The sequence below is a fragment of the Bacillus suaedaesalsae genome (genome assembly GCF_016890225.1).
Lineage (GTDB): Bacteria > Bacillota > Bacilli > Bacillales > SA4 > Bacillus_BS > Bacillus_BS suaedaesalsae.
Genome location: NZ_JAFELM010000036.1, coordinates 43,206 through 63,914 on the forward strand (window position 1 = coordinate 43,206; position 20,709 = coordinate 63,914).

The following is a 20,709-nucleotide window of genomic DNA, read 5'->3' on the forward strand; positions in this document are numbered from 1 at the left end:
CGAGAAAATGTAAAAAAGGAAGGATATACAACTTACCAAAATAAGTATGTTTAGCACAATAAATAATAAGAAACAAAAAAATGCTTGGATTTCAATTTACAAGTGTTCTGTGTTTATACTGTCTGGGTTTTAAAGGTTTCAAAGTTCTAAATTCTTCTCTATAATCCTTCTTTTCCAATCTATTTTCACTAAAGACATAAATAATTGCGTTGTTCTTTGGTATCTTATTTGTACTGATATCCAGAAGAGAAAACGGTCTTATTGAAATAGAATTATCATTTCCCGTTAATCATGAATAGCATAGTATACAAAATATTGATTAAACACAACAAAACATAAAAAATCTCCCAATCTATTATTAGGGAGATACAAGGCATTGGATTAGTAATAGTAATCACAAAACTATATAAATAATAACAAACTAAGTGCCATTACTGCCATTCCACATATTAAGCCATAAATCGAGACATGCCCTTCATCATATTTCTTAGCTGCGGGTATCAATCCATCAAGAGATATAAATACCATGATACCAGCTACAGCTGCAAAAATTATTCCAAACATCACATCGTTAAGATAAGGCATTAGAACCAGGTAGGCAATAATTGCACCGACAGGCTCAGATAATCCAGATAAAAATGACAATTTAAATGCTTTCTTCTTATTCCCAGTTGCATAGAAAATCGGCACTGCAACTGCAATTCCCTCTGGAATATTGTGAATAGCGATTGCAACAGCAATGGCTAATCCTAACCCTGGATCTTGTAAAGCCGATGTAAATGTGGCAATTCCCTCTGGAAAATTATGAATAGCGATAGCTAGAGCAGTAAATGTCCCCATCTTCAACAATGCCGTTTGCTCGATTGAAGAGTTCATTTCCTCCACTTGTTTATGTTCATGGGGATTTCCTTGGGAAGGAATAAACTTATCAATCAAAGCTATTAAAAGCATACCACCAAAAAAACCACCGACAGTCATCCAGTTTCCTAATTCAATACCGACACTATCTACAAGGGCATCCTTTGCCTTAACAAATATTTCAACCATTGACACATAAATCATGACACCAGCTGAAAAACCTAAGGTTAATGATAAAAATTTCTTATTTGTCTTTTTGGTAAAGAAAGCAATAACACTCCCAATTCCTGTCGCTAACCCTGCCATCAATGTTAGGCTAAAGGCAAATAGTACATTTTCTGCCATTTTTCAATCCCTCCATAAAAACTTATGACCATTTCTGTACTTTTCAATGTATGCCCCTACTACAAAAAGTTTCCTACGAAAATTTTTTACCTTTAAAGCCTGATACAAGATTTTGTAAATGCATTTAGAAACATTTTTTAACTGAATTTATGCCTTCACCTTATATTCACCATACAACATTATTTACACTCAATATCTAATCGGCTTAGAGCGTACAAAAAATAAGTCATTCAAAACAGAGAATGAAAATCCCCTGAATTTCTTTACTGGAAATCCAGTTAACTTTCCTACCAAATTGCCTTAAATTCAACAGGAGAGGATAGTGTAATTAACGTAGATGACTCTCCGTACGCTAATGATTGGTCAATAAATTGTTCTAATGTATGTACAGATTCTGTTACTACTTTTACTAAGTAACTGTATTGTCCCGCTAATCGATGGCATTCAGTGACACTTGGATGATCCTTGCAGAACTCTCTAAACTCGCTGCAACGTGTTGTATCGTAAAGGATAAAGGCAGTGACTTGTTTATTGATTTTTTGTGAATCAATGATTGCCCTGTAACCCTTTATAATCTCCTTATCTTCTAATTTATTTACTCGCTCTTTCACTGCTGGTACAGATAACCCTATCCTTTTGCCAAGGTCAGTCATTGAGATTCTTCCATCCTCCTGGAGCACTTCTATAATATGGCGATCGATCTCATCCATTCGCTATTCACCTTTCTTTTTAAAGTGTTTATAAAATAATACCGTAAATATTAATCTAACTATCTATGAAAACAATAATAAATGAATGGTTAAACATCAAGAAAATATTTACAATTAATATATTCTTTCCATGGAGGTATGTAAAATGGTTCAGTTGTCTGAGAAGGTTCCACTTATTGTAATAGATGTTCAAAATGCGTTTAATGACCCTAGCTGGGGGAAACGAAATAACCTAGATGCAGAAATGAATATGAAAAGTCTTTTGCAAGCTTGGAGGCAAACGAATAGACCTGTTATATTTATTCGTCATGTTTCCCGCTATCCACATTCTCTTTTCTATATGGAAAGCGAAACAAGTCACTTTAAACACGAGGTGCAGCCACTTCCTAATGAAATGATTCTGCAAAAAAATGTAAACAGTGCTTTTATCGGAACAAATCTAGAGGAGATAATACGAGAACTTAACTGCCCTCATGTCGTTATATTTGGACTCACCACAAACCATTGTGTAGAAACAACAACCCGTATGGCAGGAAATTTAGGCTTTAATCCTATCTTAGTCTCTGATGCATCCGCTACCTTTGATCGCATTGGGCCTACTGGAAAACACTACCATGCAGAATTAATACATGAAATGACGTTAGTGAATTTACACGAAGAGTTTGCAACGATTATGACAACAGAAGAACTACTTAAGGAGGTTCTATATGTTTGATAGAAAAATCATTTTAGAAAATGAGCGAGTTATGATTGTTCCCTTTTCACTAGAGTATAAGGATGAGCTAAAGGAGATCATTTTTGATTCTAGCATTTGGACATATATGGGGTTAACTATTCAAACCGATGAAGATTTTGATACCTACATCACTTCCACCCTACAAGAGAAGCATAATCAAAAATCCTATCCCTTTATCATTATTGATAAAATGACAAACAAGGTTGCCGGTAGTACGAGATTTGGTAACATCCACTTATTCAATAAAAGGCTTGAAATCGGCTGGACTTGGTATGGATCTGAGTATCAAGGAACAGGATTAAATCATGCTTGTAAATATGAGTTATTGAAGTTTGCTTTTGAAGAACTAGGCTTTAACCGAGTTCAATTTAGTGCGGATATTGAGAATCATCGTTCACAAAAAGCGATTTTAAAACTTGGTGCCAAGCAGGAGGGAATATTTCGAAGCAACTATATAGATGAAAATGGAAACGCGCGAGATGATGTTTATTTTAGTATTGTGGCAAATGAGTGGGAAAAAGTGAAGAAGCAATCTTTCAAATTTAGAGAGTCAACCAAGATATAAGGTTGACTCTTTTGACTGCAAAAAGGAAATGAAGATCTTTTCGAGAATAACTATATTTATCATCTACTGGTAGGAGAGTAAATCATGAATTTCTTGTTATTTATTATTAAGCTAGCAATTTTTCTTTTTCTATCACTTTCTATTGTTCATTTTCTAATAAAGCTAATTGAGAAAATTAACGGAATTGAAAAGGTTGCCGAAGATGATTTTCCAGATAAATACAAAAAGGCGATTAGTATTGGGCATTTTATTATTTCGTTACTCTTTATATTCACTCAATTCCATTCAGGTGAAATTGAAGATTTAGTATATGAAATTCTTATTATTTTACTTATTTATTTTGGTTATCAAGTCATTGTTGAACGAATTTTCTTTAGAAATCCCGGGGAACTATTTTATATCGTTATCACTTTCGTTTTATTCATGATCATCGTTATTGCTTGCCAGCCTTTATATCCGTACTTCCTATATTAGACAATCATTTCATGGATACGGCTTACTACATCTTGATAAAACGATTCTTCATGTGGGACAAAGGAATTCATCGTAACCTTCTTTTCGAAATTCACTTTCTCTCCTACTTCATTGAGTTCAAATCCATCAATATGTAGTTCGGTTATTTCACCTGTGATGAGCTCAATGAAGCTTGTAAAGTCAGCCCGATACATTCCTGTTACTTCTTCTATTTGCAATTGAAAGTCGTCAAAGCTTCCCTTATATTCATATAAATACGTGTGCGCAAGTTCACGGTCGATTAATTCACCACGCATCACTTCATATTTCAAAATACCTAAAAAGGTTAAGTCCTGTATCGAAACGTGTATTCCTAGCTCTTCTTCTACCTCACGCACGCCGTCCTCTGTTGTTTCATGTGCTAATAGATGTCCAGCTGCTGTTATATCGAGTAGGTTGGGATAGTCTTTTTTCACCTTGCTTCGCAGCTGAAAATAGATGAAGTTCTTGTCTTGTTCTTTACTTACAAACCAGCAATGAAACGTTTCGTGCCATAATCCTTGCCTATGTACGTCTTCACGAGTTGCAGTTCCAATCTCAGTTCCATTTTCATCAAATGTTTTAAGCAGTTCAGTTTCCATATATGTGTCCTTTCTGGCGTAAGTCTCTCTTTTTTATCTTTATATTTGTATACACACTTCCATCAAATTCCAACTTTATTATAACAAAAAAAGTAGTGGCTTCTACTGAAACCACTACTACTCATCTTACGCTTGGTTTTGTACCTCATGCTCTTTTACATACCGATTTCTTGGATGTTCTCTGCACTCGGTGCTACAAGAACGCTTTGTTTCATGCTCGCATTCATCACACATCAATAAATGCTTGTTGCAATCCGGATTTCCACACTTCACATAACGTTCTTCCGACTTGCCGCATGAGTAGCACTTACCAACGACCTTACTATCATCTGTACGGTTGACCGGAACTGAGATTCTCTCATCAAACACATATAGCTTTCCATCCCACTGACTACCTTTTACCTCAGGATCATAACCATATGTTACAATTCCACCGTCTAGCTGAGAAACATCCTGGAAGCCTTCTTTTACAAGGAAGCCCGAGAATTTTTCGCAACGAATACCACCCGTGCAGTATGTTAAAATTTTCTTATCTTTTTGATCACTTAAATTTTCTCTCACCCAATTTGGTAAATCACGAAATGTTTCAACATCTGGTTTTATTGCATTGCGAAAATGACCAAGGTCGTATTCGTACGTATTACGCGCATCTAAAATAATGACATCTTCATCTTGCATTGCTTCAAAGAATTCCTTAGGTGATAAATGTTTTCCTGTTACTTCATTAGGATTCACATCATCCTCTAAGCTTAAGTTAACGATCTCTGGCTTCACCTTCACCTTTAGCTTCTTAAAGGCATGTCCTTCTGATTGTTCTTCTTTAAAAATGACATCAGCAAAGCGAGGATCTTTTCTCATTTCTTCTATATATTGATCTGTTTGTTCTTTTGGTCCTGAAACCGTTCCGTTTACTCCTTCTGGTGCAACATGAATTCTGCCTAGTAACCCAAGTCTGCTACATAGCTCTCGTTGCTCATCTTTTAAACTTTCAGGATCTTCAATGACAACATATTTATAATAAAGTAACACTCGATAGTCCATATTTCTACTCACCTTTATAATAATTTTCCTATCTATCATATCAAAAAATCAGTGAAAAATTAAATCCAGAAAACGGAAAAGAAGTGTACATAATTATACACTTCTACTTATTACTTTTTTGAACGATGCAGTTCATTTAATTCTTTTATTTCACCAATAAGCCGTTTCATACCTTCTTTAGCATCTGGATATGTTTCATTCCAATGCTTCGCGAGTGCTGGCATTGTTTTTGCGATATGTGTGTATAAAGCATAGGTTTGCACCTTTTCCTTTAGTTCTTCATTCGCTTCGCCAAGTAATAATTCTGTATATTTCTCAAGTAATCCATCAAATTGAGATTTTAATTTTTCATCCACAAATTCCATCTCCCTCTTCATCAGGTATTTTGCACGTTACTGGACATGTGGAGCAACGGCCTTTTACACCTGGTAAGCGGTCATAGAAGCAACATGTTTTACGAGTACGTACTTCTTCGTTTGACTTTTTCTCAGAATAAAATTTTGCAATTGGATTATACGTATAATCTCCAAACATACTTCCGTCTGCATTCAAAAGGAATTCTAAGTCCTGTTTTACTTGCTCAGATGTATTTTCTTTAAACATAATCTCGTAAATCCAAAATATATATATCGCTGTGTTTTCCCATAACACTTGACGAGATATTTTTCCCGTAGGTGCTAACACCTTTATTACCTGATCAAGGTGTTGTTTAAACAGCTTTTTTAATGAAGTTCTGAGCCATTCAGCCCGATCGTTTGGATCAGACATTGTGACATCAATGGTTTGCAATTGTAGTCGAGGAAGCCAAGCACCATCTTCCATCTTGGATTGAAACGTTACCTTTTCTATATCCATATCTAATTGCTTATTCCACATGCTTAATGAATAGAAATACGGTACAACCACCATAAACGCATACCGTTTCATAAATTGTGAAGCAATAACGTAATGCTCTCTTACGTTATATACTCCTTTTAATTGCTCAATTAACTCCGATACAAATTCAGTACTCAATAAGTTTTTACTCGGAAAAGATAATGGATCGTTTGATTGTTCTAATGTAATCCGAAAAGATTGAACTAATCGCTCAAGCTCATGAGGTTGTAACTGGTTCTTTGCCATTTGCTTCACCTAATTGCGGTAAGATACATCTACCTTTTCCGTGTGGAATACATAAAGGTGTACCGAAAATTGGATCTTGCGTCACTTCACAATTCACATCAAACACATCTCTTACAACCTGACAGCTAATTACATCCTCCGGCTTACCTTGTGCATATATTTGTTTATCTTTAATAGCTACTAGGTAATGAGCATATCGACAAGCTAAGTTAAGATCGTGAAGTACCATTACAACCGTTCGCTGCTCTTTTTCATTTAATTCAAATAGTAAATCTAAAATCTCAATTTGATGTGTCATATCCAAGTACGTAGTTGGTTCGTCAAGCAAGATGATATCTGTTTCTTGTGCCAATGTCATAGCGATCCATGCACGTTGACGTTGACCACCAGATAATGAATCAACTGGTCTTTCTGCAAACTCTGTCATTCTCGTCGATTCTAATGCATTTCTTACAGCCTTTTCGTCCTCTTCTGACCATTGCTTTAACCAGCTTTGATACGGATAGCGGCCTTGTTTTACTAACTGTAAAACAGTTAACCCTTCAGGTGCAACAGGTCCTTGCGGAAGAATGGCAAGTTGCTTTGCTACTTCTTTCGTTGGTAGTTTTGCAATCGCATTTCCTTCTAGAAGAATCGAACCCTTTTGTGGCTTTAGCAAGCGAGCAATTGAACGAAGGAGCGTTGATTTCCCACAGCCATTACCACCGATAAATACCGTTATTTCACCCTTTGGAATTTGTAAATCTAGTTCGTTAATGATGATGCTATCACCATATGACAATGTTAATGATTCCGTACGTATCGCGCTCATATCATTCGCCCCTTAGTTCAGATTGCAAAACTTTGTTGATAATTTTCTATTTTTAAGCATTTCGACTTTTATATAATAAGTAAACAAAATACGGTGCTCCAATTGCGGCAGTAAATACCCCAGCAGGAACTTCAATTGGTGAGAAAACCGTTCTGCCAATTAAATCAGCTATAATGACAAGTAATGCTCCGATTAATCCTGAAACAGGAATTAACACGCCAAATGAAGACCCGACAAGTTTACGAGCAATATGTGGTGCCATTAATCCAACAAAACCGATTGCACCACCAAATGCAACGGCCCCGCCAGTTAATCCTGTAGCAATTAACAATAATGTAAAACGCTGGCGTTGTACCGCGCTTCCAACACTCGTTGCTAATTCATCACCAAGTTCCTGTACATTTAAACGTCTTGCCATCACCATTGTAATCACGAGCAAAACACATGTCCATGGAAAAAGTATACTTACATTCTCCCAGGTAGAACCATATACTGTTCCCGTTAGCCAGATGTTCGCTTGGCTTGCTTGATATATTGGACCTAATACCATTAATAAAGTGGTAACTGCTTGAGTAAGCGAAGATATTCCAATACCAATTAATACAAGCCTGATCGGTGATACTCCATTTTTCCATGAAAGGAAATACACGAGTAAAGCAACGACCGTTGCCCCAATAAAGGCACCAACTGGCATCCATTTTATACTGATTGTTAAAGCGTTACTTGTATCTGAATAAATTGCTAGAAATGCAACGACTGCTACTGATGCCCCGCCTGTAACCCCGATAATGTCAGGAGAAGCTAATGGGTTACGAATTAATCCTTGAAGAACTGCACCCGCAACTGCTAATGAAATTCCTACTAATAATGCAATTAAAATACGTGGTAACCGGAAGGAATTAACAACTAGGTTTTCCATTCTCGTTCCGTTCCCAAGCAAAGCATGAATGACTTGAAGGGGTGATAGCTTCATATCTCCCATTCCTGTACTAAATATCATAACTGCCACTACGGCTATTGCTAATGTCGTTATTACTGTAATCGCCTTTTTATCTACTAAAAAGGAAACAGTCTCTTTAGGAAGTCGGAATGTACGATATTTCTTCATCCTGCCATCCTCCTGCGTGCGATATAGATAAAGAATGGAGTTCCAATGATTGCTGTCATTACACCGACTGGTACTTCTTCCGGCATAATCACATACCGTGCTCCAATATCCGCTACTAACAGAAGGATACCGCCTAATAATCCACAGTAAGGAATAACCCAGCGATGATCAATTCCAACAATAGATCGTGCTAAATGTGGAATGACAATACCAATGAAACCGATGGGTCCTGCAATTGCTACAGCTCCACCTGCTAGCAAAACGATGACAATCGCACTTGATAATTTGATGAGTACAGTTTTTTGACCAAGTCCCTTTGCTACGTCATCTCCCATAGACAAGACGTTAATCGGATTTGCTAATAAAAGCGATCCGATCCAGGCAAGGACTAAGTATGGTAATACAGAAAGTAGAATATCAAGATCACGACCCTGAACAGATCCTGCAAGCCAAAACAACACTTCTTCTAGAGCTTTTTCATTTATAACAAGAAGCCCTTGGGTGAAGGATGAGAAAAACGCGGCCATAGCGGCACCTGCAAGTGTCAGCTTCATCGGTGTAAGCCCTTCTCTTCCTAGTGATCCTAGAAAGTAAACTGTAAATGCAGCTACAGCAGCACCTAAAAAGGCGCTCCATGTTAACTGGTTTAATGATGCTTGAGCAAAAAATGTTATCGAGAGCACTACAAAAAAGCCAGCTCCTGCATTTACTCCCATTATCCCTGGTGAAGCTAATGGATTTTTCGTTAACGCCTGCATAATTGCCCCAGCAATGGCTAAGCTAGAACCAACTGCTGCTGCAATAAGAGCTCTTGGTACTCTTGTCGTTTGAATAATTATATGTTCATTGCTTCCATTAAAGTTTAAATAAGCATCAATTGCCATCTTCCAAGTCGTTGCGGTATATCCTAATAGGATACTGGCACAAATTGATAGAATGAATAGAATGATTCCTACTAATAAACCTAGCGTTCTTGCTCGATTTGTCTTCAACAACATGATTTTACTCCCCAAAATTGATAAATGAGAATGATTTTTACTTACCTTATATATATAGTCTATTGGAGATTGAATATGCTGTCAATGAATTTGAAAATCATTTTCATTTAGGTGTTGACACAAAAATGAAAAGGCTTTATTATTCTAATTGTGATTGAAAATCATTATCAACTACAATGCCAAAGCAACCACTTTAACTTCAGGCAAGCAATATGGAAGTGGTGATTTTCCTCCTCCATTTGACCTGAGGCGCTGGGTGCTGAAGCAAGACTAGTAAAAAACAAGATTCAAGGGGGATAAACATGTTTACTACATACAAAAAGTCATTTCTTATGATTGGTTTACTACTAACTTTCATGCTTGTCATGGTTGGTTGTGGAGCTGCTAATAAGGAAAAAACAGAAGAACCGAAAGATGAAGCAACAAAAACGGAAGAAGCTAAAACAGTAACAGTTGAGCATGCTATGGGAACAACTGAAGTTCCTGCTGAAGCAAAAAAAGTAGTTATTTTAACTAATGAAGGTACTGAAGCGTTACTTGCAATGGGCGTTACACCTGTTGGAGCAGTAAACTCATGGACTGGTGATCCTTGGTATGATCACATCACTGATGAAATGAAAGATGTTACACCTGTTGGTACCGAAAGTGAAGTAAATGTTGAAGCGATCGCAGCTTTAGAGCCAGATTTAATTATCGGTAACAAAATGCGCCAAGAAGCAGTTTACGAGCAATTAAATGCTATTGCACCTACTGTATTTGCTGAAACATTACGCGGTGAATGGCAAGAAAATTTCAAGCTTTACGCTCAAGCATTAAACAAGGTTGATGAGGGCGAGAAAGTGTTAGCTGAATATGATGCTCGCATCAAAGAATTCAGCACTGCTTTAGGAGATAAGATAGACACGAAAGTATCAATCGTTCGTTTCATGGCAGACCATGCACGAATTTATCATAAGGACTCTTTCTCAGGAGTAATCTTAGAGCAAATCGGACTTAAGCGTCCACAAGAACAAGATTTACCTGACTTCATGGAAAAGGCAACAAAAGAGCGTATTCCTGCAATGGAAGGAGATATTCTTTTCTACTTCACATATGAACCAGGAGACGGTGCAGCTACTAAGAACGAAGAAGAATGGATCAACGACCCACTATTCAAAAACTTAGAAGTTGCGAAAGCTGGTAAAGTGTACAAAGTAGATGATACAATTTGGAACACAGCTGGTGGCGTACTTGCGGCAAACTTATTACTTGATGATTTAGAAAAGCACTTCCTAGAACAATAATAGCTAAAGCCAGGGCATTTGTCCCTGGCTTTTATTACATACATTACGCTTTAGCACTGTAAAGGAGTGGGGGCCTGTCCCCCACTCCTTTACAGTGTTAAAATATCTTTTTCATTGTACTTTGGTTACGAATTAGGTAGATGATGAGTGAAACAAGAACAGCGAGTGTCAAGTAGGAAATCCAAGGTAGATACGTTTGAATACCAAGACTTAGTAATCGAGATCCACCAAAGTTACCTAGTCCCTCTCCTAATCCGAACACGAAGTTAGCTAGTCCAAAATATGTTCCAATTAATTGAGTAGTGCCAAGTCGTGTTATGGTTACATCAATCGTTGGCATCATGATCATTTCCCCAATAACGAAGATAATTCCACACATAATCAATACGATAAAGTGATTGGCGAAATAAAGGCTACTTATACCAACACCGATAAACAACGTCCCTAATGCTAAAGCAACCATAGGATTCATTCTTTTAATGATTCGATTTGTAATAAACGTTTGCAAGAGAACAACTAATAAACTGTTAAACGTCCATACAAGTGAAACAGCCGTCGGGTTTTTCATAAACGATTCAGCCCGCAGTGGTACTGCTAACGCAAACTGAGCATACAAACCCCATACAAATATACTAACAATGGAGTATATAACAAAGGCACGATTTTGAAATACTTGCTTATAAGTCCGCAAAGATAACTCTTCACATTCCCCTTCTTTACAGTTAGCTGGCACATAAATCCAACTAATTATAGCAAGTAGACCAAACAAGGCAGCTGAAATATAAAAGATTATTACGGACTCTTCCCTAATTAAAAAGTATGTTAGTAACCCTGCACTTCCCACACCAATGTTGGCAGCTATACCTCGAAGTGAAAATACGGTGGTCTTATGGTCCCCTTCAGATGCTAATGCTGCGATAGCTGCTTTTGTCGATGGTGAGTTTAGTCCTCCTCCAATTCCATTTAGAAATGCTACTATTAATAGAAGAGAAAAATCAGAGACAAAGGCAAAACTAGCGAGTGCTGTTCCTTTTATTAAAGCACCAACAGTAATAATTAGTCTTCTTCCTACCTTATCTGCAATAAAACCACCTAGTATACTTCCGCCTTGATAAGAAAATGAACTCACAGCTAACACGGTCCCTATTTGGGTTATTGTTAACCCTTTTATAACTTTTAGAATAATCGGTAATAAAGGCAATACAATATAGTAAGCTAAATGTGAGAGTAAAACGCCTAATAATAATATTTTTAAAGAACGTGGTAACTGACTAAATCCTGATTTCAATTCGATCCCCTCTTTCTTTCTTTAGCTTTACTCCTACAACTTGTTTTATTCCATTGAAAAATCAAACTTATAAAAGAGATATGTTCGTACATATTAAATAAAAAAGGGGGATGAATCTTGAAAAGCAGAATTGTAGCAGGCATTCTTGGAATTCTTTTAGGAAGCTTAGGAATTCATAAATTTTACTTAGGAAAAATAGGAATGGGAATCTTATATCTAATCTTCTCTTGGACGGGGATTCCTGGAATTATCGGTCTGATCGAAGGTATCCTTTATCTCGTTAAATCCGATGAAGAATTTCAAGCAAAGTATGTTAATAAATAAAAAAAAAATCGGCAGCGCTGCCGATTTTTTTATTGAAAACTAAATTCTCTTTTCTTTTTGGTTTCATGATTCTCGTTAAAATTATATGTACCTTCTATGAACACTTGATGCCACATCATAAATTGTAAGACTGTCCAAATCTTTCTACTATGATCTTTTTTCTGAGAAGCATGCTCATCTAATAAATCTAAGACATAGCTTTTGTTGAAAATATGTTCTGTTTCACTTTCAAACACTAAACTGCGTGCCCAATCGTACCATTCATTGCGAAGCCATACCCTAATCGGAACAGGAAATCCTAATTTTCTTCTGTTCAGTACATGTTGCGGTACGGTGCCCTCAAATGCTTTACGAAGTACCCACTTCGTTGTTCCTTCTCTAATTTTGTATTCTGATGGGAGCCTTGAAGCAACTTCAAATACATGTTTGTCCAGGAATGGTACCCGTAGCTCTAAGGAATTAGCCATTGACATTTTATCTGCTTTTAGCAGAATATCCCCTTTAAGCCATGTTTGCATATCAATATCTTGCATTCTCGTAACCGGATCGAGATGCAGTGATTTTTTATAGAATGGGGAAGTAATGCACCTGTACGTTTGATCATGCATTCCTTCAACGAGTATTCTCTTCTTCTCATCCTCTAGAAATATTTTAGCATTGCCAATATACCGTTCTTCAATAGAAATACATCCCCTTTCTATAAAGTTCTTGCCTTTCATTCCTTCAGGTAAAATCCTCGCTAACTTAAGCAAATTCATCTTTACATGATTCGGGATAAAGCTGAATAGTTCAAGAGATTGAGGCTCTTTATAAATGTTATAACCCCCAAACAATTCGTCAGCCCCTTCTCCAGATAAAGCAACCGTAACGTGTTTCCTGGCCTCTTTGGATACAAAGTATAACGGAATACATGCCGGATCAGCTAAAGGATCATCTAAGTGCCAAACAATTTTAGGTAACTCTTTTAGAAATTCGTCGGCACTAATCACTTTAGAATGATTCGGTACTCCTAATTGATAGGCAGTTTCTTTTGCTATTGATAACTCACTATATTCATGTTGTTCAAACCCAACAGAAAACGTTTGGAAGTTAGGAACATAATCTTTAGCAATTGAGGCAATAATGGTTGAGTCGATCCCCCCAGACAAAAATGAGCCAACCTGAACATCCCCCATTATATGCGCCTTTACTGAATGAATAACCTCTTCACGAACCTGCTTGATGACAACATCTTCATTATCTCTTCTAGGCTTAAAAGTTACTTGATAATAACAATTCATCTTCAGGTTATCATCAAGCGTTTTTTTGAAATAGTGACCAGCCGGAACCTTATGAATGTTGGTTATCATCGTAAACGGCTCAGGAACATATTGAAAAGATAAATAATGTTGTACAGATTGAGTGTTGATTTGCTCTTCACCTTGTTCTTGATGGTATAAAAGACTTTTCTTCTCGGAAGAAAAAACGATAAATTCATCTGATTGTAAGTAATATAGGGGTTTAATACCAAATGGATCTCTTGCTCCAAACAGTTCTTTCTCAACTTTGTCATATATCACAAACGAAAACATTCCTCTTAATTGTTGTACTGCTTTTTCCTTTACTTCACTATATAATGCTAGAATTACTTCCGTATCGGATGTCGTTTTGAAAATATGTCCTTTATCAATTAAAGTAGCTCTCAGTTCACTAAAATTATAAATCTCTCCGTTAAAAACGATCCAATACCTTTCATTCTCATAGCTCATTGGCTGTGAGCCATGCTCGAGATCAACAATACTTAATCTCCTAAAAAAGAGATTTACATACTCATCTTCATATACTCCTTCTTGATCTGGCCCTCGATGCTGAATTGCATTACTCATCTCTTTATAAATTGAAGGATCCTTCTTATAAAGTGGATGTTGATACATGCAAGCGATAAATCCACACATGTTGATTTCACTCCTTCTGCTTAAACTAGGAGTGTAACGCTATAAAATTACAAAAAGTTACATATTTTGATAAAATAGGTAAAATTATGAAATAAAAAACGCACCCATAAAGGATACGTTTTTCAAATTATATTATTTCTGTTCAAAAGGTTAATTATATCTAATACTTCATCAGCTGTTGAGCAAGAGAGTATTTTTTCTTTTATGTTGAGTAATTCCTTAACCGATAATCCGCTAATTATGGAGCGAATTGGTAAAATGGACGATGCACTCATTGATAATTCATCTAATCCTAATGCCAGCAATATAGGTGTTGCTTTTTTCTCCCCAGCCATCTCACCACACATACCAGCCCACTTTCCTTCCTTGTGGGCAGCCTCAACGACCATGTTTATTAGCCGTAGTATTGAAGGATGATATGGTTGATACAAATAGGACACTCGCTCATTCATACGATCTGCTGCCATTGTATATTGAATTAAATCATTTGTCCCGATGCTAAAGAAATCAACTTCTATCGCAAATTGGTCAGCAATAATCGCAGCTGAAGGAATTTCTATCATCATACCAATTTCAATCTCATCGGAAACTGATGTTCCTTCTTTTTGCAACTTTTCTTTCTCTTCTAAAAGTATAGCTTTTGATTGTCTAAACTCTTCAACTGTTGCAATCATCGGAAACATTACTTTTAAGTTACCGTATTGACTAGCACGTAGTAATGCTCGGAGTTGAGTTCTAAAGATGCTCTGTTCATCTAGACATAAACGAATAGCACGGTACCCTAGAAATGGGTTCATTTCTTTTGGCAAATGCATATATGGAAGTTCCTTATCTCCCCCGATGTCAAGCGTACGAACAACTACTGGCTTTCCTTCCATTCGTTCAAGTACTTTTTTATATGCATCAAATTGCTCTTCTTCCGTTGGAAGTGAGTCACGTCCCATATATAGAAACTCTGTACGATACAACCCAATGCCTTCAGCACCGTTATTTAACACACCTTGAACGTCTTCTGGGGTACCAATGTTTGCAGCTAACTCTACATGATGGCCATCCTTCGAAACCGTTTGCTCTTGTGTCAACTTTGCCCACTCTTCTTTTTGTTTCTGATAGTCACCGTGTTTTTGTTTGTATTCTGCTAACTCCGCTGCAGTTGGATTTACAATGACGAATCCATTTAATCCATCAACGATGAGCATGTCACCATTTTGAATAGAACTAGTTACAGCCTTTGTCCCCACAACTGCAGGAATTTCCATTGACCTAGCCATAATCGCTGAGTGAGACGTTCTGCCACCTATATCTGTTGTGAATCCTTTGACAAAGTTTCGATTAAGTTGTGCCGTATCAGATGGTGTTAAATCCTCTGTAACAATAATCACTTCTTCTGATATCAAGCTTAAATTCGGAATGCTCACACCTAATAAATACCCTAGAATACGTTTCGTTACATCCCGTATATCTGCAGCACGTTCCTTCATATAGTCATTATCCATTTGCTCAAACATTTGAACAAACATCGAAGAGACTTCTTGGACGGCAAATTCTGCATTAACTTTTTCAGTCTTAATTTTATCCTTGATGGGATTTATAAGCTCTGGGTCACTTAACACTAAAAGATGGGCAGCAAATATTGCTGCCTTATCCTCACCAAGTTGTATATTGGCTATTTCTTTAATCTTTTCTAAATCCGTGTTCGATTTCTGAAGTGCTATTACAAGACGTGCTAGCTCAGCCTCTACATCACTGACCTCAGATTTTTCTATATTTAGATTTGGATGCTCCAGTTTGTATGCTTTTGCAATCGCAATTCCACCAGATGCAGCAATCCCTGTTAGTTGTTTCATTTCTATTCCCCTAAACCTTCTCTTTTCATCGCCTCTTCAACGGCTGCGATCGCCTCACCTGCGTCCGACCCTTCTGCAGATACAGTAATTTTGCTCCCCTTTGGTACACCTAAAGACATAACGCCCATAATAGACTTAAGGTTAACTGTTCTTCCGTTATATTCTAAGTTGACCTCACTATCAAACTTACCTACTGTTTGTACAAGTACCGTTGCTGGTCTTGCGTGTAATCCTGATTCGCTTGTAATTGTAAATGTTTTTTCTGCCATATTCATTCTCCTTTAATTCGATTAATCAATCTAACACAAGTTTAACGCAAAGCATGAAAAGCTATTCATATAACAAAACTCCGCCTTTCAATTGAATGAAAGGCAAAGTTCTCGGGGATCCATTATTTTACTTCTTTCTTCCAAAAACCAACCATAAGTGCAGTCACGATTGAACCAATCGCAATGGCTAACAGGTAAAGGAATGGATTACCGTTTACTGTCCAAAATACGAATAGTCCACCGTGTGGAGCAGGTAAACCAATTCCAAATAACATAGACAAAGCTCCAGCTAGAGCAGATCCAACGATGATAGATGGAATCACTCTACCAGGATCTGCTGCTGCAAAAGGAATGGCACCCTCTGTAATAAAAGAGGCACCCATAATATAGTTTGTCTTTCCAGCATCACGTTCTGCTTGAGTGAACTTTCTCTTAAATAAAGTTGTTGCTAATGCTAAACCTAGCGGAGGAACCATACCTCCTGCCATAATCGCAGCATGTGGCGCAAAGTTCCCTGCATCAATCATAGCAATACCGAATGTAAACGCAGCTTTATTGATTGGGCCACCCATATCTACTGCCATCATTCCACCGAGAAGTAATCCCATTAAGACTAAGTTTCCTGTACCAAGCCCTTGCAACCATGCAGTTAATCCTTCATTTAACGCACGAACAGGATCAATAATAACAAACATCATCAGTATTCCAGTCAAGAGAATCCCAAATAGTGGATATAATAGAACTGGCTTAATACCTTCTAATGACTGTGGTAGTCCCTTGAACAAATACTTTAATAGAACAACTAAATATCCTGCTAAGAAACCAGCGATAAGACCACCTAAGAAGCCAGCCCCACCTGTAGCTGCCATAAATCCACCGACCATACCTGGAGCAAACCCTGGTCTGTCAGCAATACTCATCGCAATAAACCCGGCAAGTACAGGAATCATTAATCCAAAGGCATTTCCTCCACCGATTGTCATTAAAGCTTCAGCAATCGGATGATAGCTTGGGTCGTTAGGATCAGCAGATTTGATTCCAAAGAAGAATGAAAGGGCAATTAAGATACCTCCACCTACAACAAATGGCAGCATATTTGAGACTCCATTCATTAAGTGCTTATAAAAGCCTGAGCGCTCAGAACGCTCTCCCCCGTCACTATCCTTTTCAGTCGTTGAACTTTGTAAAATAGGTGCATCACCAGCTGCAGCTTTGTTTAAAAGCTCTTCTGGCTTGCGAATTGCTTGTGTAACTGGAACTTGAATCACGGGCTTACCTTTAAAAGGTGTTAAATCTACCTTTGTATCAGCAGCCACAATAATTGCCGTTGCTTTTTCTATTTCACCAGGAGTTAATCTGTTTTTCACTCCACTTGAACCGTTCGTTTGTACCTTAATATCTAGACCTAGTTCTTTCGCTTTTGCCTTTAGTGAATCTGCAGCCATATACGTATGAGCAATCCCAGTTGGGCATGCCGTAACAGCTAAGATTAAATCAGATCCCTTTGATACTGGTTGATCATCCGGCTCTTCAGCTGCTTCTTTTTCGTCAATTGCTCTCAGCACATCTCCTACTGTTGTAGCAGATTCAATTTTTAAACGGAACGCTGGGTCCATTAAAAAGGAGGATAGGCGAGATAATGTTTCTAGATGCTCATTATTCGCTCCTTCACTTGCTGCAATCATAAAGAACAGATGACTTGGCGCCCCATCTAACGCTTCATAATCAATGCCTTCTGTTGAACGACCAAATGCGATGGCTGGAACCTTTACAGCATTTGTCTTTGCATGAGGGATGGCAATTCCCTCACCAATTCCTGTTGTACTTTGTGCTTCACGAGCTAATATGGCTTCTTTATATTTTTCTTTATCGTTTAAGCGGCCAGCAGAATCAAGTTTATCTACTAATTCCTGAATCACTTCTGCCTTTGTTTTTGACTTTAAGTCTAATAGGATTGTATCTTCTCTTAAAAGTTCTGTTATTTTCATTTTCTTTCCCCCTTATTCCACTACTTCTATCTCAATTTGTAGTAGAATCTTCTCCACATCTTTTTTCTCACATAAGTCAGCTGAAAATGCTGTCGCTGTGCCAGAAGCTACACCGAAACGGAAAGCATGTTCAAACGTTTCACCTAAAGTGAGTGCTGCTAAAAAGCCCGCTACTGTTGAGTCTCCAGCTCCTACTGAATTTTTCACTTCACCCTTTGGAACTTGTGCAGTCACAACCATATGATGACTTACTAATACAGCACCTTGTCCGCCCATTGAGATGATGATGTTTTGCGGACCTCTTTCTAATAGCTTCCTGCCATATTGAATAGCCTCTTGCTTTGTTTCAATTTTGGCCCCTACAAGCTCTCCTAATTCATGATGATTAGGCTTAATTAAGTAAGGCTTGTATTGCAGTACTTCGTGTAACAATGTCCCAGATACGTCTGCGACTAAAGGAATCCCCTTCTCATTACAAAGAGTGGCAAGGGATTTAAAGAATTCTAGTGATACAGATGGTGGAAAACTTCCTGCTAGAACAAAGTAATCTTTCTCAGTAAGGGAAGAAACTTGTTCGTACAAAGCTTCTTGGTGGTCTTTAGAAATGATAGGCCCACTGCCATTTATTTCTGTTTCCACATCCGCTTTCAATTTGATGTTAATTCTAGTTGGTTCTTCGTGTTGAATAAATGAAGTTGAAATGGATTCTGATTGCAAATAACTTTTTATATAGTCACCTGTAAATCCACCTACAAAACCTAGGGCAACACTATCAATTCCGAGCCGCTTTAAAACACGGGAAACATTAATTCCTTTACCACCTGGATAAAACGCCGTTTCATTCGTTCGATTTAATTCCCCAAGTTTTACGTCTTCTACTGTAACTACATAGTCAATCGAAGGGTTTAATGTACATGTGTATATCATGCTGTCACAACCTCTATTGATGTTTTACTTTTATATTTTGAAAGAATTTCCGCATCTATATCATTTGTTAAAATAGTAGCTTCATTCAAATTTGCGACTTTTGCAAAGGTTACTTCATTAAATTTTGTATTATCAGCTAATACGTATGTTTTTTGTCCAAGATGAATGGCAAGCCCTTTAATGCTTGCTTCTTCGGGATCTGGAGTTGTAAATCCATATTCTAGGTGAATTCCATTTACACCGATAAACGATTTATCGAAACGAAATTCCTTCAACCCATTCATTGCCCCAGCACCAACTAATGCCTTTGTTTTTTTCTTGATATAACCGCCTGTTAAGAAGGTTGTTATATTTTGATCCAAAAGTGCTTCAAGGTGTGTGAGTCCATTCGTTACTACTTTTATTTCCTTTGCTTTTATATGTGGAATCATTTGAAATACAGTTGTGCCTGCATCAAGATAAATACAATCACCATCATGAATTAAACTTGCTGCATAGCGAGCAATCGCTTCTTTCTCATGGAGGTTTTTGGTAGATTTCTCTGAAATACTTAGCTCTTCACCCTTTTGAGTAAGTAAAGAAGCTCCTCCATGAACACGCTTTAATTTTTTATCTTTTTCAAGTTGATCTAAATCACGGCGGATTGTAGATTCTGATGTATTCGTTGCTTCTACTAAATCCTGAAGCTTGATAACATGCTTCAACTCTAACAATTCCAAGATAATACGATGTCTCTCCGGCGTGAGCACGAGACCACCTCCTCATAAATCAACGAGTAACCTTGATTCCATCATAATGAAATCCCTTTCAACTTTCAATCATTTTCTATCATTTTCATTCAAAAAGAATCAGTTTCGTTCACAAAAACGTTCATGAATAACCAAGATCAACTAAACAAACCTATTTATGGGAACAAATAGCGCATGCGCCCCGTTTAGCCTCAGGCAAAGCAAATGTTCCGGTGTCCCTCTTTTTATATGACCTTAGGCTGGGTGCTGGAGCTCGATTAAGACTACACAAAAACATAAGGTGCACTCCATACTTCTTAAACTGAATGAAAAAGCTGTTAGAGTTCCCCCTAACAGCTCTTCCTCATTATTTGTGGTGGCGATGTTTATGACGATCCCACTTAGGTATATAATTATTTTCCTCTAGTTCCTTCATATGTAATTCCATTTTTTCAAGAATGAACTTTCCTTTTTCCTCTGTAAATACACCATATTCAACATACTTTGAAACTACCTCTTTTTTCTTCTCATATACCTCGCGATGTAACGCAGCAAGTTCTTCCTTTTGTTCAGCTGTTAACGTTACCTTTGGAGCTTGCTTTTGCTGGTCTGTATTGGCTGCTGCAGATGAACATGTGATAGATAAAGTGACTAGCATCATCGAAACAATCGTCATGAACTTTTTCATCAATTATTCCTCCTTTAATCATTCCTCTTTTAAGATGATTTGTTA

The 20,709-nt window shown here is 37.4% G+C and carries 22 protein-coding genes; 5 read left to right on the top strand and 17 right to left on the bottom strand.

Annotated features, from left to right (window positions below; translation table 11 throughout):
- Nucleotides 1-402: 402 nt before the first annotated feature.
- Nucleotides 403-1,203 (bottom strand): zinc transporter ZupT, encoded by an 801-nt coding sequence (gene zupT / locus JR050_RS14630; RefSeq protein WP_204204245.1) that lies wholly within the window; start codon nucleotides 1,201-1,203, stop codon nucleotides 403-405.
- Nucleotides 1,204-1,490: 287 nt separating this feature from the next.
- Nucleotides 1,491-1,913 carry an Lrp/AsnC family transcriptional regulator gene (locus JR050_RS14635; protein WP_204204246.1) on the bottom strand — a complete coding sequence of 141 codons (423 nt, stop codon included), beginning with the start codon at nucleotides 1,911-1,913 and terminating at the stop codon, nucleotides 1,491-1,493.
- 145 nt (nucleotides 1,914-2,058) lie between these two features.
- On the opposite strand from JR050_RS14635, the gene JR050_RS14640 reads away from it, so the two are divergent.
- The 3 genes from JR050_RS14640 (at nucleotide 2,059) to JR050_RS14650 (ending at nucleotide 3,688) form a co-directional block, all read left to right on the top strand.
- Nucleotides 2,059-2,628: a cysteine hydrolase family protein gene (locus JR050_RS14640; RefSeq protein ID WP_430392889.1), complete on the top strand. Its 570-nt coding sequence runs from the start codon at nucleotides 2,059-2,061 to the stop codon at nucleotides 2,626-2,628.
- The gene (locus JR050_RS14645) at nucleotides 2,621-3,214 is read left to right on the top strand and encodes a GNAT family N-acetyltransferase (protein ID WP_204204247.1); all 594 of its coding nucleotides are present in this window, start codon (nucleotides 2,621-2,623) and stop codon (nucleotides 3,212-3,214) included. The genes JR050_RS14640 and JR050_RS14645 overlap by 8 nt, the downstream gene beginning before the upstream one ends.
- 84 nt (nucleotides 3,215-3,298) lie before the next feature.
- On the top strand, nucleotides 3,299-3,688 hold the full coding sequence (locus tag JR050_RS14650; protein ID WP_204204248.1) for a hypothetical protein: 390 nt from the start codon (nucleotides 3,299-3,301) through the stop codon (nucleotides 3,686-3,688).
- Here JR050_RS14650 and JR050_RS14655 read toward each other — a convergent pair.
- The 7 genes from JR050_RS14655 to JR050_RS14685 all read right to left on the bottom strand — a co-directional run bounded on the left by JR050_RS14655 (nucleotide 3,685) and on the right by JR050_RS14685 (nucleotide 9,388).
- On the bottom strand, nucleotides 3,685-4,308 hold the full coding sequence (locus JR050_RS14655) for an NUDIX hydrolase (RefSeq protein ID WP_204204249.1): 624 nt from the start codon (nucleotides 4,306-4,308) through the stop codon (nucleotides 3,685-3,687). The two genes, JR050_RS14650 and JR050_RS14655, sit on opposite strands and share 4 nt — an antisense overlap.
- A 126-nt stretch (nucleotides 4,309-4,434) precedes the next feature.
- The gene (trhO, locus tag JR050_RS14660) at nucleotides 4,435-5,349 is read right to left on the bottom strand and encodes an oxygen-dependent tRNA uridine(34) hydroxylase TrhO (protein WP_204204250.1); all 915 of its coding nucleotides are present in this window, start codon (nucleotides 5,347-5,349) and stop codon (nucleotides 4,435-4,437) included.
- A gap of 110 nt (nucleotides 5,350-5,459) precedes the next feature.
- The gene (locus JR050_RS14665; RefSeq protein WP_239454417.1) at nucleotides 5,460-5,714 is read right to left on the bottom strand and encodes a YusU family protein; all 255 of its coding nucleotides are present in this window, start codon (nucleotides 5,712-5,714) and stop codon (nucleotides 5,460-5,462) included.
- Nucleotides 5,698-6,471 (bottom strand): siderophore-iron reductase FhuF, encoded by a 774-nt coding sequence (gene fhuF / locus JR050_RS14670; RefSeq protein WP_204204252.1) that lies wholly within the window; start codon nucleotides 6,469-6,471, stop codon nucleotides 5,698-5,700. The genes JR050_RS14665 and fhuF overlap by 17 nt, the downstream gene beginning before the upstream one ends.
- Entirely contained in the window at nucleotides 6,443-7,282 is an 840-nt protein-coding gene (locus tag JR050_RS14675; protein WP_204204253.1) for an ABC transporter ATP-binding protein, read from the bottom strand. The genes fhuF and JR050_RS14675 overlap by 29 nt, the downstream gene beginning before the upstream one ends.
- Before the next feature lie 52 nt (nucleotides 7,283-7,334).
- Entirely contained in the window at nucleotides 7,335-8,390 is a 1,056-nt protein-coding gene (locus JR050_RS14680) for a FecCD family ABC transporter permease (RefSeq protein WP_204204254.1), read from the bottom strand.
- Nucleotides 8,387-9,388, bottom strand: a complete 1,002-nt coding sequence (locus JR050_RS14685) for a FecCD family ABC transporter permease (protein ID WP_204204255.1) — start codon at nucleotides 9,386-9,388, stop codon at nucleotides 8,387-8,389. Before JR050_RS14685 ends, JR050_RS14680 begins: the two co-directional genes overlap by 4 nt.
- Nucleotides 9,389-9,690: 302 nt before the next feature.
- Between JR050_RS14685 and JR050_RS14690 the strand changes: the two genes are divergently transcribed.
- Nucleotides 9,691-10,671, top strand: coding sequence for an ABC transporter substrate-binding protein (locus tag JR050_RS14690; RefSeq protein WP_204204256.1), 981 nt, complete (start codon nucleotides 9,691-9,693; stop codon nucleotides 10,669-10,671).
- A gap of 97 nt (nucleotides 10,672-10,768) precedes the next feature.
- On the opposite strand, the gene JR050_RS14695 is transcribed toward JR050_RS14690, so the two are convergent.
- Nucleotides 10,769-11,959 (bottom strand): MFS transporter, encoded by a 1,191-nt coding sequence (locus JR050_RS14695; RefSeq protein WP_204204257.1) that lies wholly within the window; start codon nucleotides 11,957-11,959, stop codon nucleotides 10,769-10,771.
- Between the two features lie 117 nt (nucleotides 11,960-12,076).
- Between JR050_RS14695 and JR050_RS14700 the strand changes: the two genes are divergently transcribed.
- Nucleotides 12,077-12,283 (top strand): TM2 domain-containing protein, encoded by a 207-nt coding sequence (locus tag JR050_RS14700; protein WP_204204258.1) that lies wholly within the window; start codon nucleotides 12,077-12,079, stop codon nucleotides 12,281-12,283.
- A 29-nt stretch (nucleotides 12,284-12,312) separates the two neighbouring features.
- Here JR050_RS14700 and asnB read toward each other — a convergent pair whose 3' ends face one another.
- The 7 genes from asnB to JR050_RS14735 all read right to left on the bottom strand — a co-directional run bounded on the left by asnB (nucleotide 12,313) and on the right by JR050_RS14735 (nucleotide 20,664).
- Nucleotides 12,313-14,217 (bottom strand): asparagine synthase (glutamine-hydrolyzing), encoded by a 1,905-nt coding sequence (gene asnB, locus JR050_RS14705; RefSeq protein ID WP_204204259.1) that lies wholly within the window; start codon nucleotides 14,215-14,217, stop codon nucleotides 12,313-12,315.
- A gap of 122 nt (nucleotides 14,218-14,339) precedes the next feature.
- Nucleotides 14,340-16,064 (bottom strand): phosphoenolpyruvate--protein phosphotransferase, encoded by a 1,725-nt coding sequence (gene ptsP, locus JR050_RS14710; RefSeq protein WP_204204260.1) that lies wholly within the window; start codon nucleotides 16,062-16,064, stop codon nucleotides 14,340-14,342.
- 2 nt (nucleotides 16,065-16,066) lie between these two features.
- Nucleotides 16,067-16,333, bottom strand: coding sequence for a phosphocarrier protein HPr (locus JR050_RS14715; protein WP_204204261.1), 267 nt, complete (start codon nucleotides 16,331-16,333; stop codon nucleotides 16,067-16,069).
- 122 nt (nucleotides 16,334-16,455) lie between these two features.
- A complete protein-coding gene (locus tag JR050_RS14720) occupies nucleotides 16,456-18,321 on the bottom strand; it encodes a PTS fructose transporter subunit IIABC (RefSeq protein ID WP_204204262.1) in 1,866 nt (621 codons plus the stop codon).
- A 12-nt stretch (nucleotides 18,322-18,333) separates the two neighbouring features.
- Nucleotides 18,334-19,248 (bottom strand): 1-phosphofructokinase, encoded by a 915-nt coding sequence (gene pfkB, locus JR050_RS14725; protein WP_204204263.1) that lies wholly within the window; start codon nucleotides 19,246-19,248, stop codon nucleotides 18,334-18,336.
- A complete protein-coding gene (locus tag JR050_RS14730; protein WP_204204264.1) occupies nucleotides 19,245-19,997 on the bottom strand; it encodes a DeoR family transcriptional regulator in 753 nt (250 codons plus the stop codon). The genes pfkB and JR050_RS14730 overlap by 4 nt, the downstream gene beginning before the upstream one ends.
- A gap of 346 nt (nucleotides 19,998-20,343) precedes the next feature.
- A complete protein-coding gene (locus JR050_RS14735) occupies nucleotides 20,344-20,664 on the bottom strand; it encodes a DUF2680 domain-containing protein (protein WP_204204265.1) in 321 nt (106 codons plus the stop codon).
- Nucleotides 20,665-20,709 lie beyond the last annotated feature (45 nt).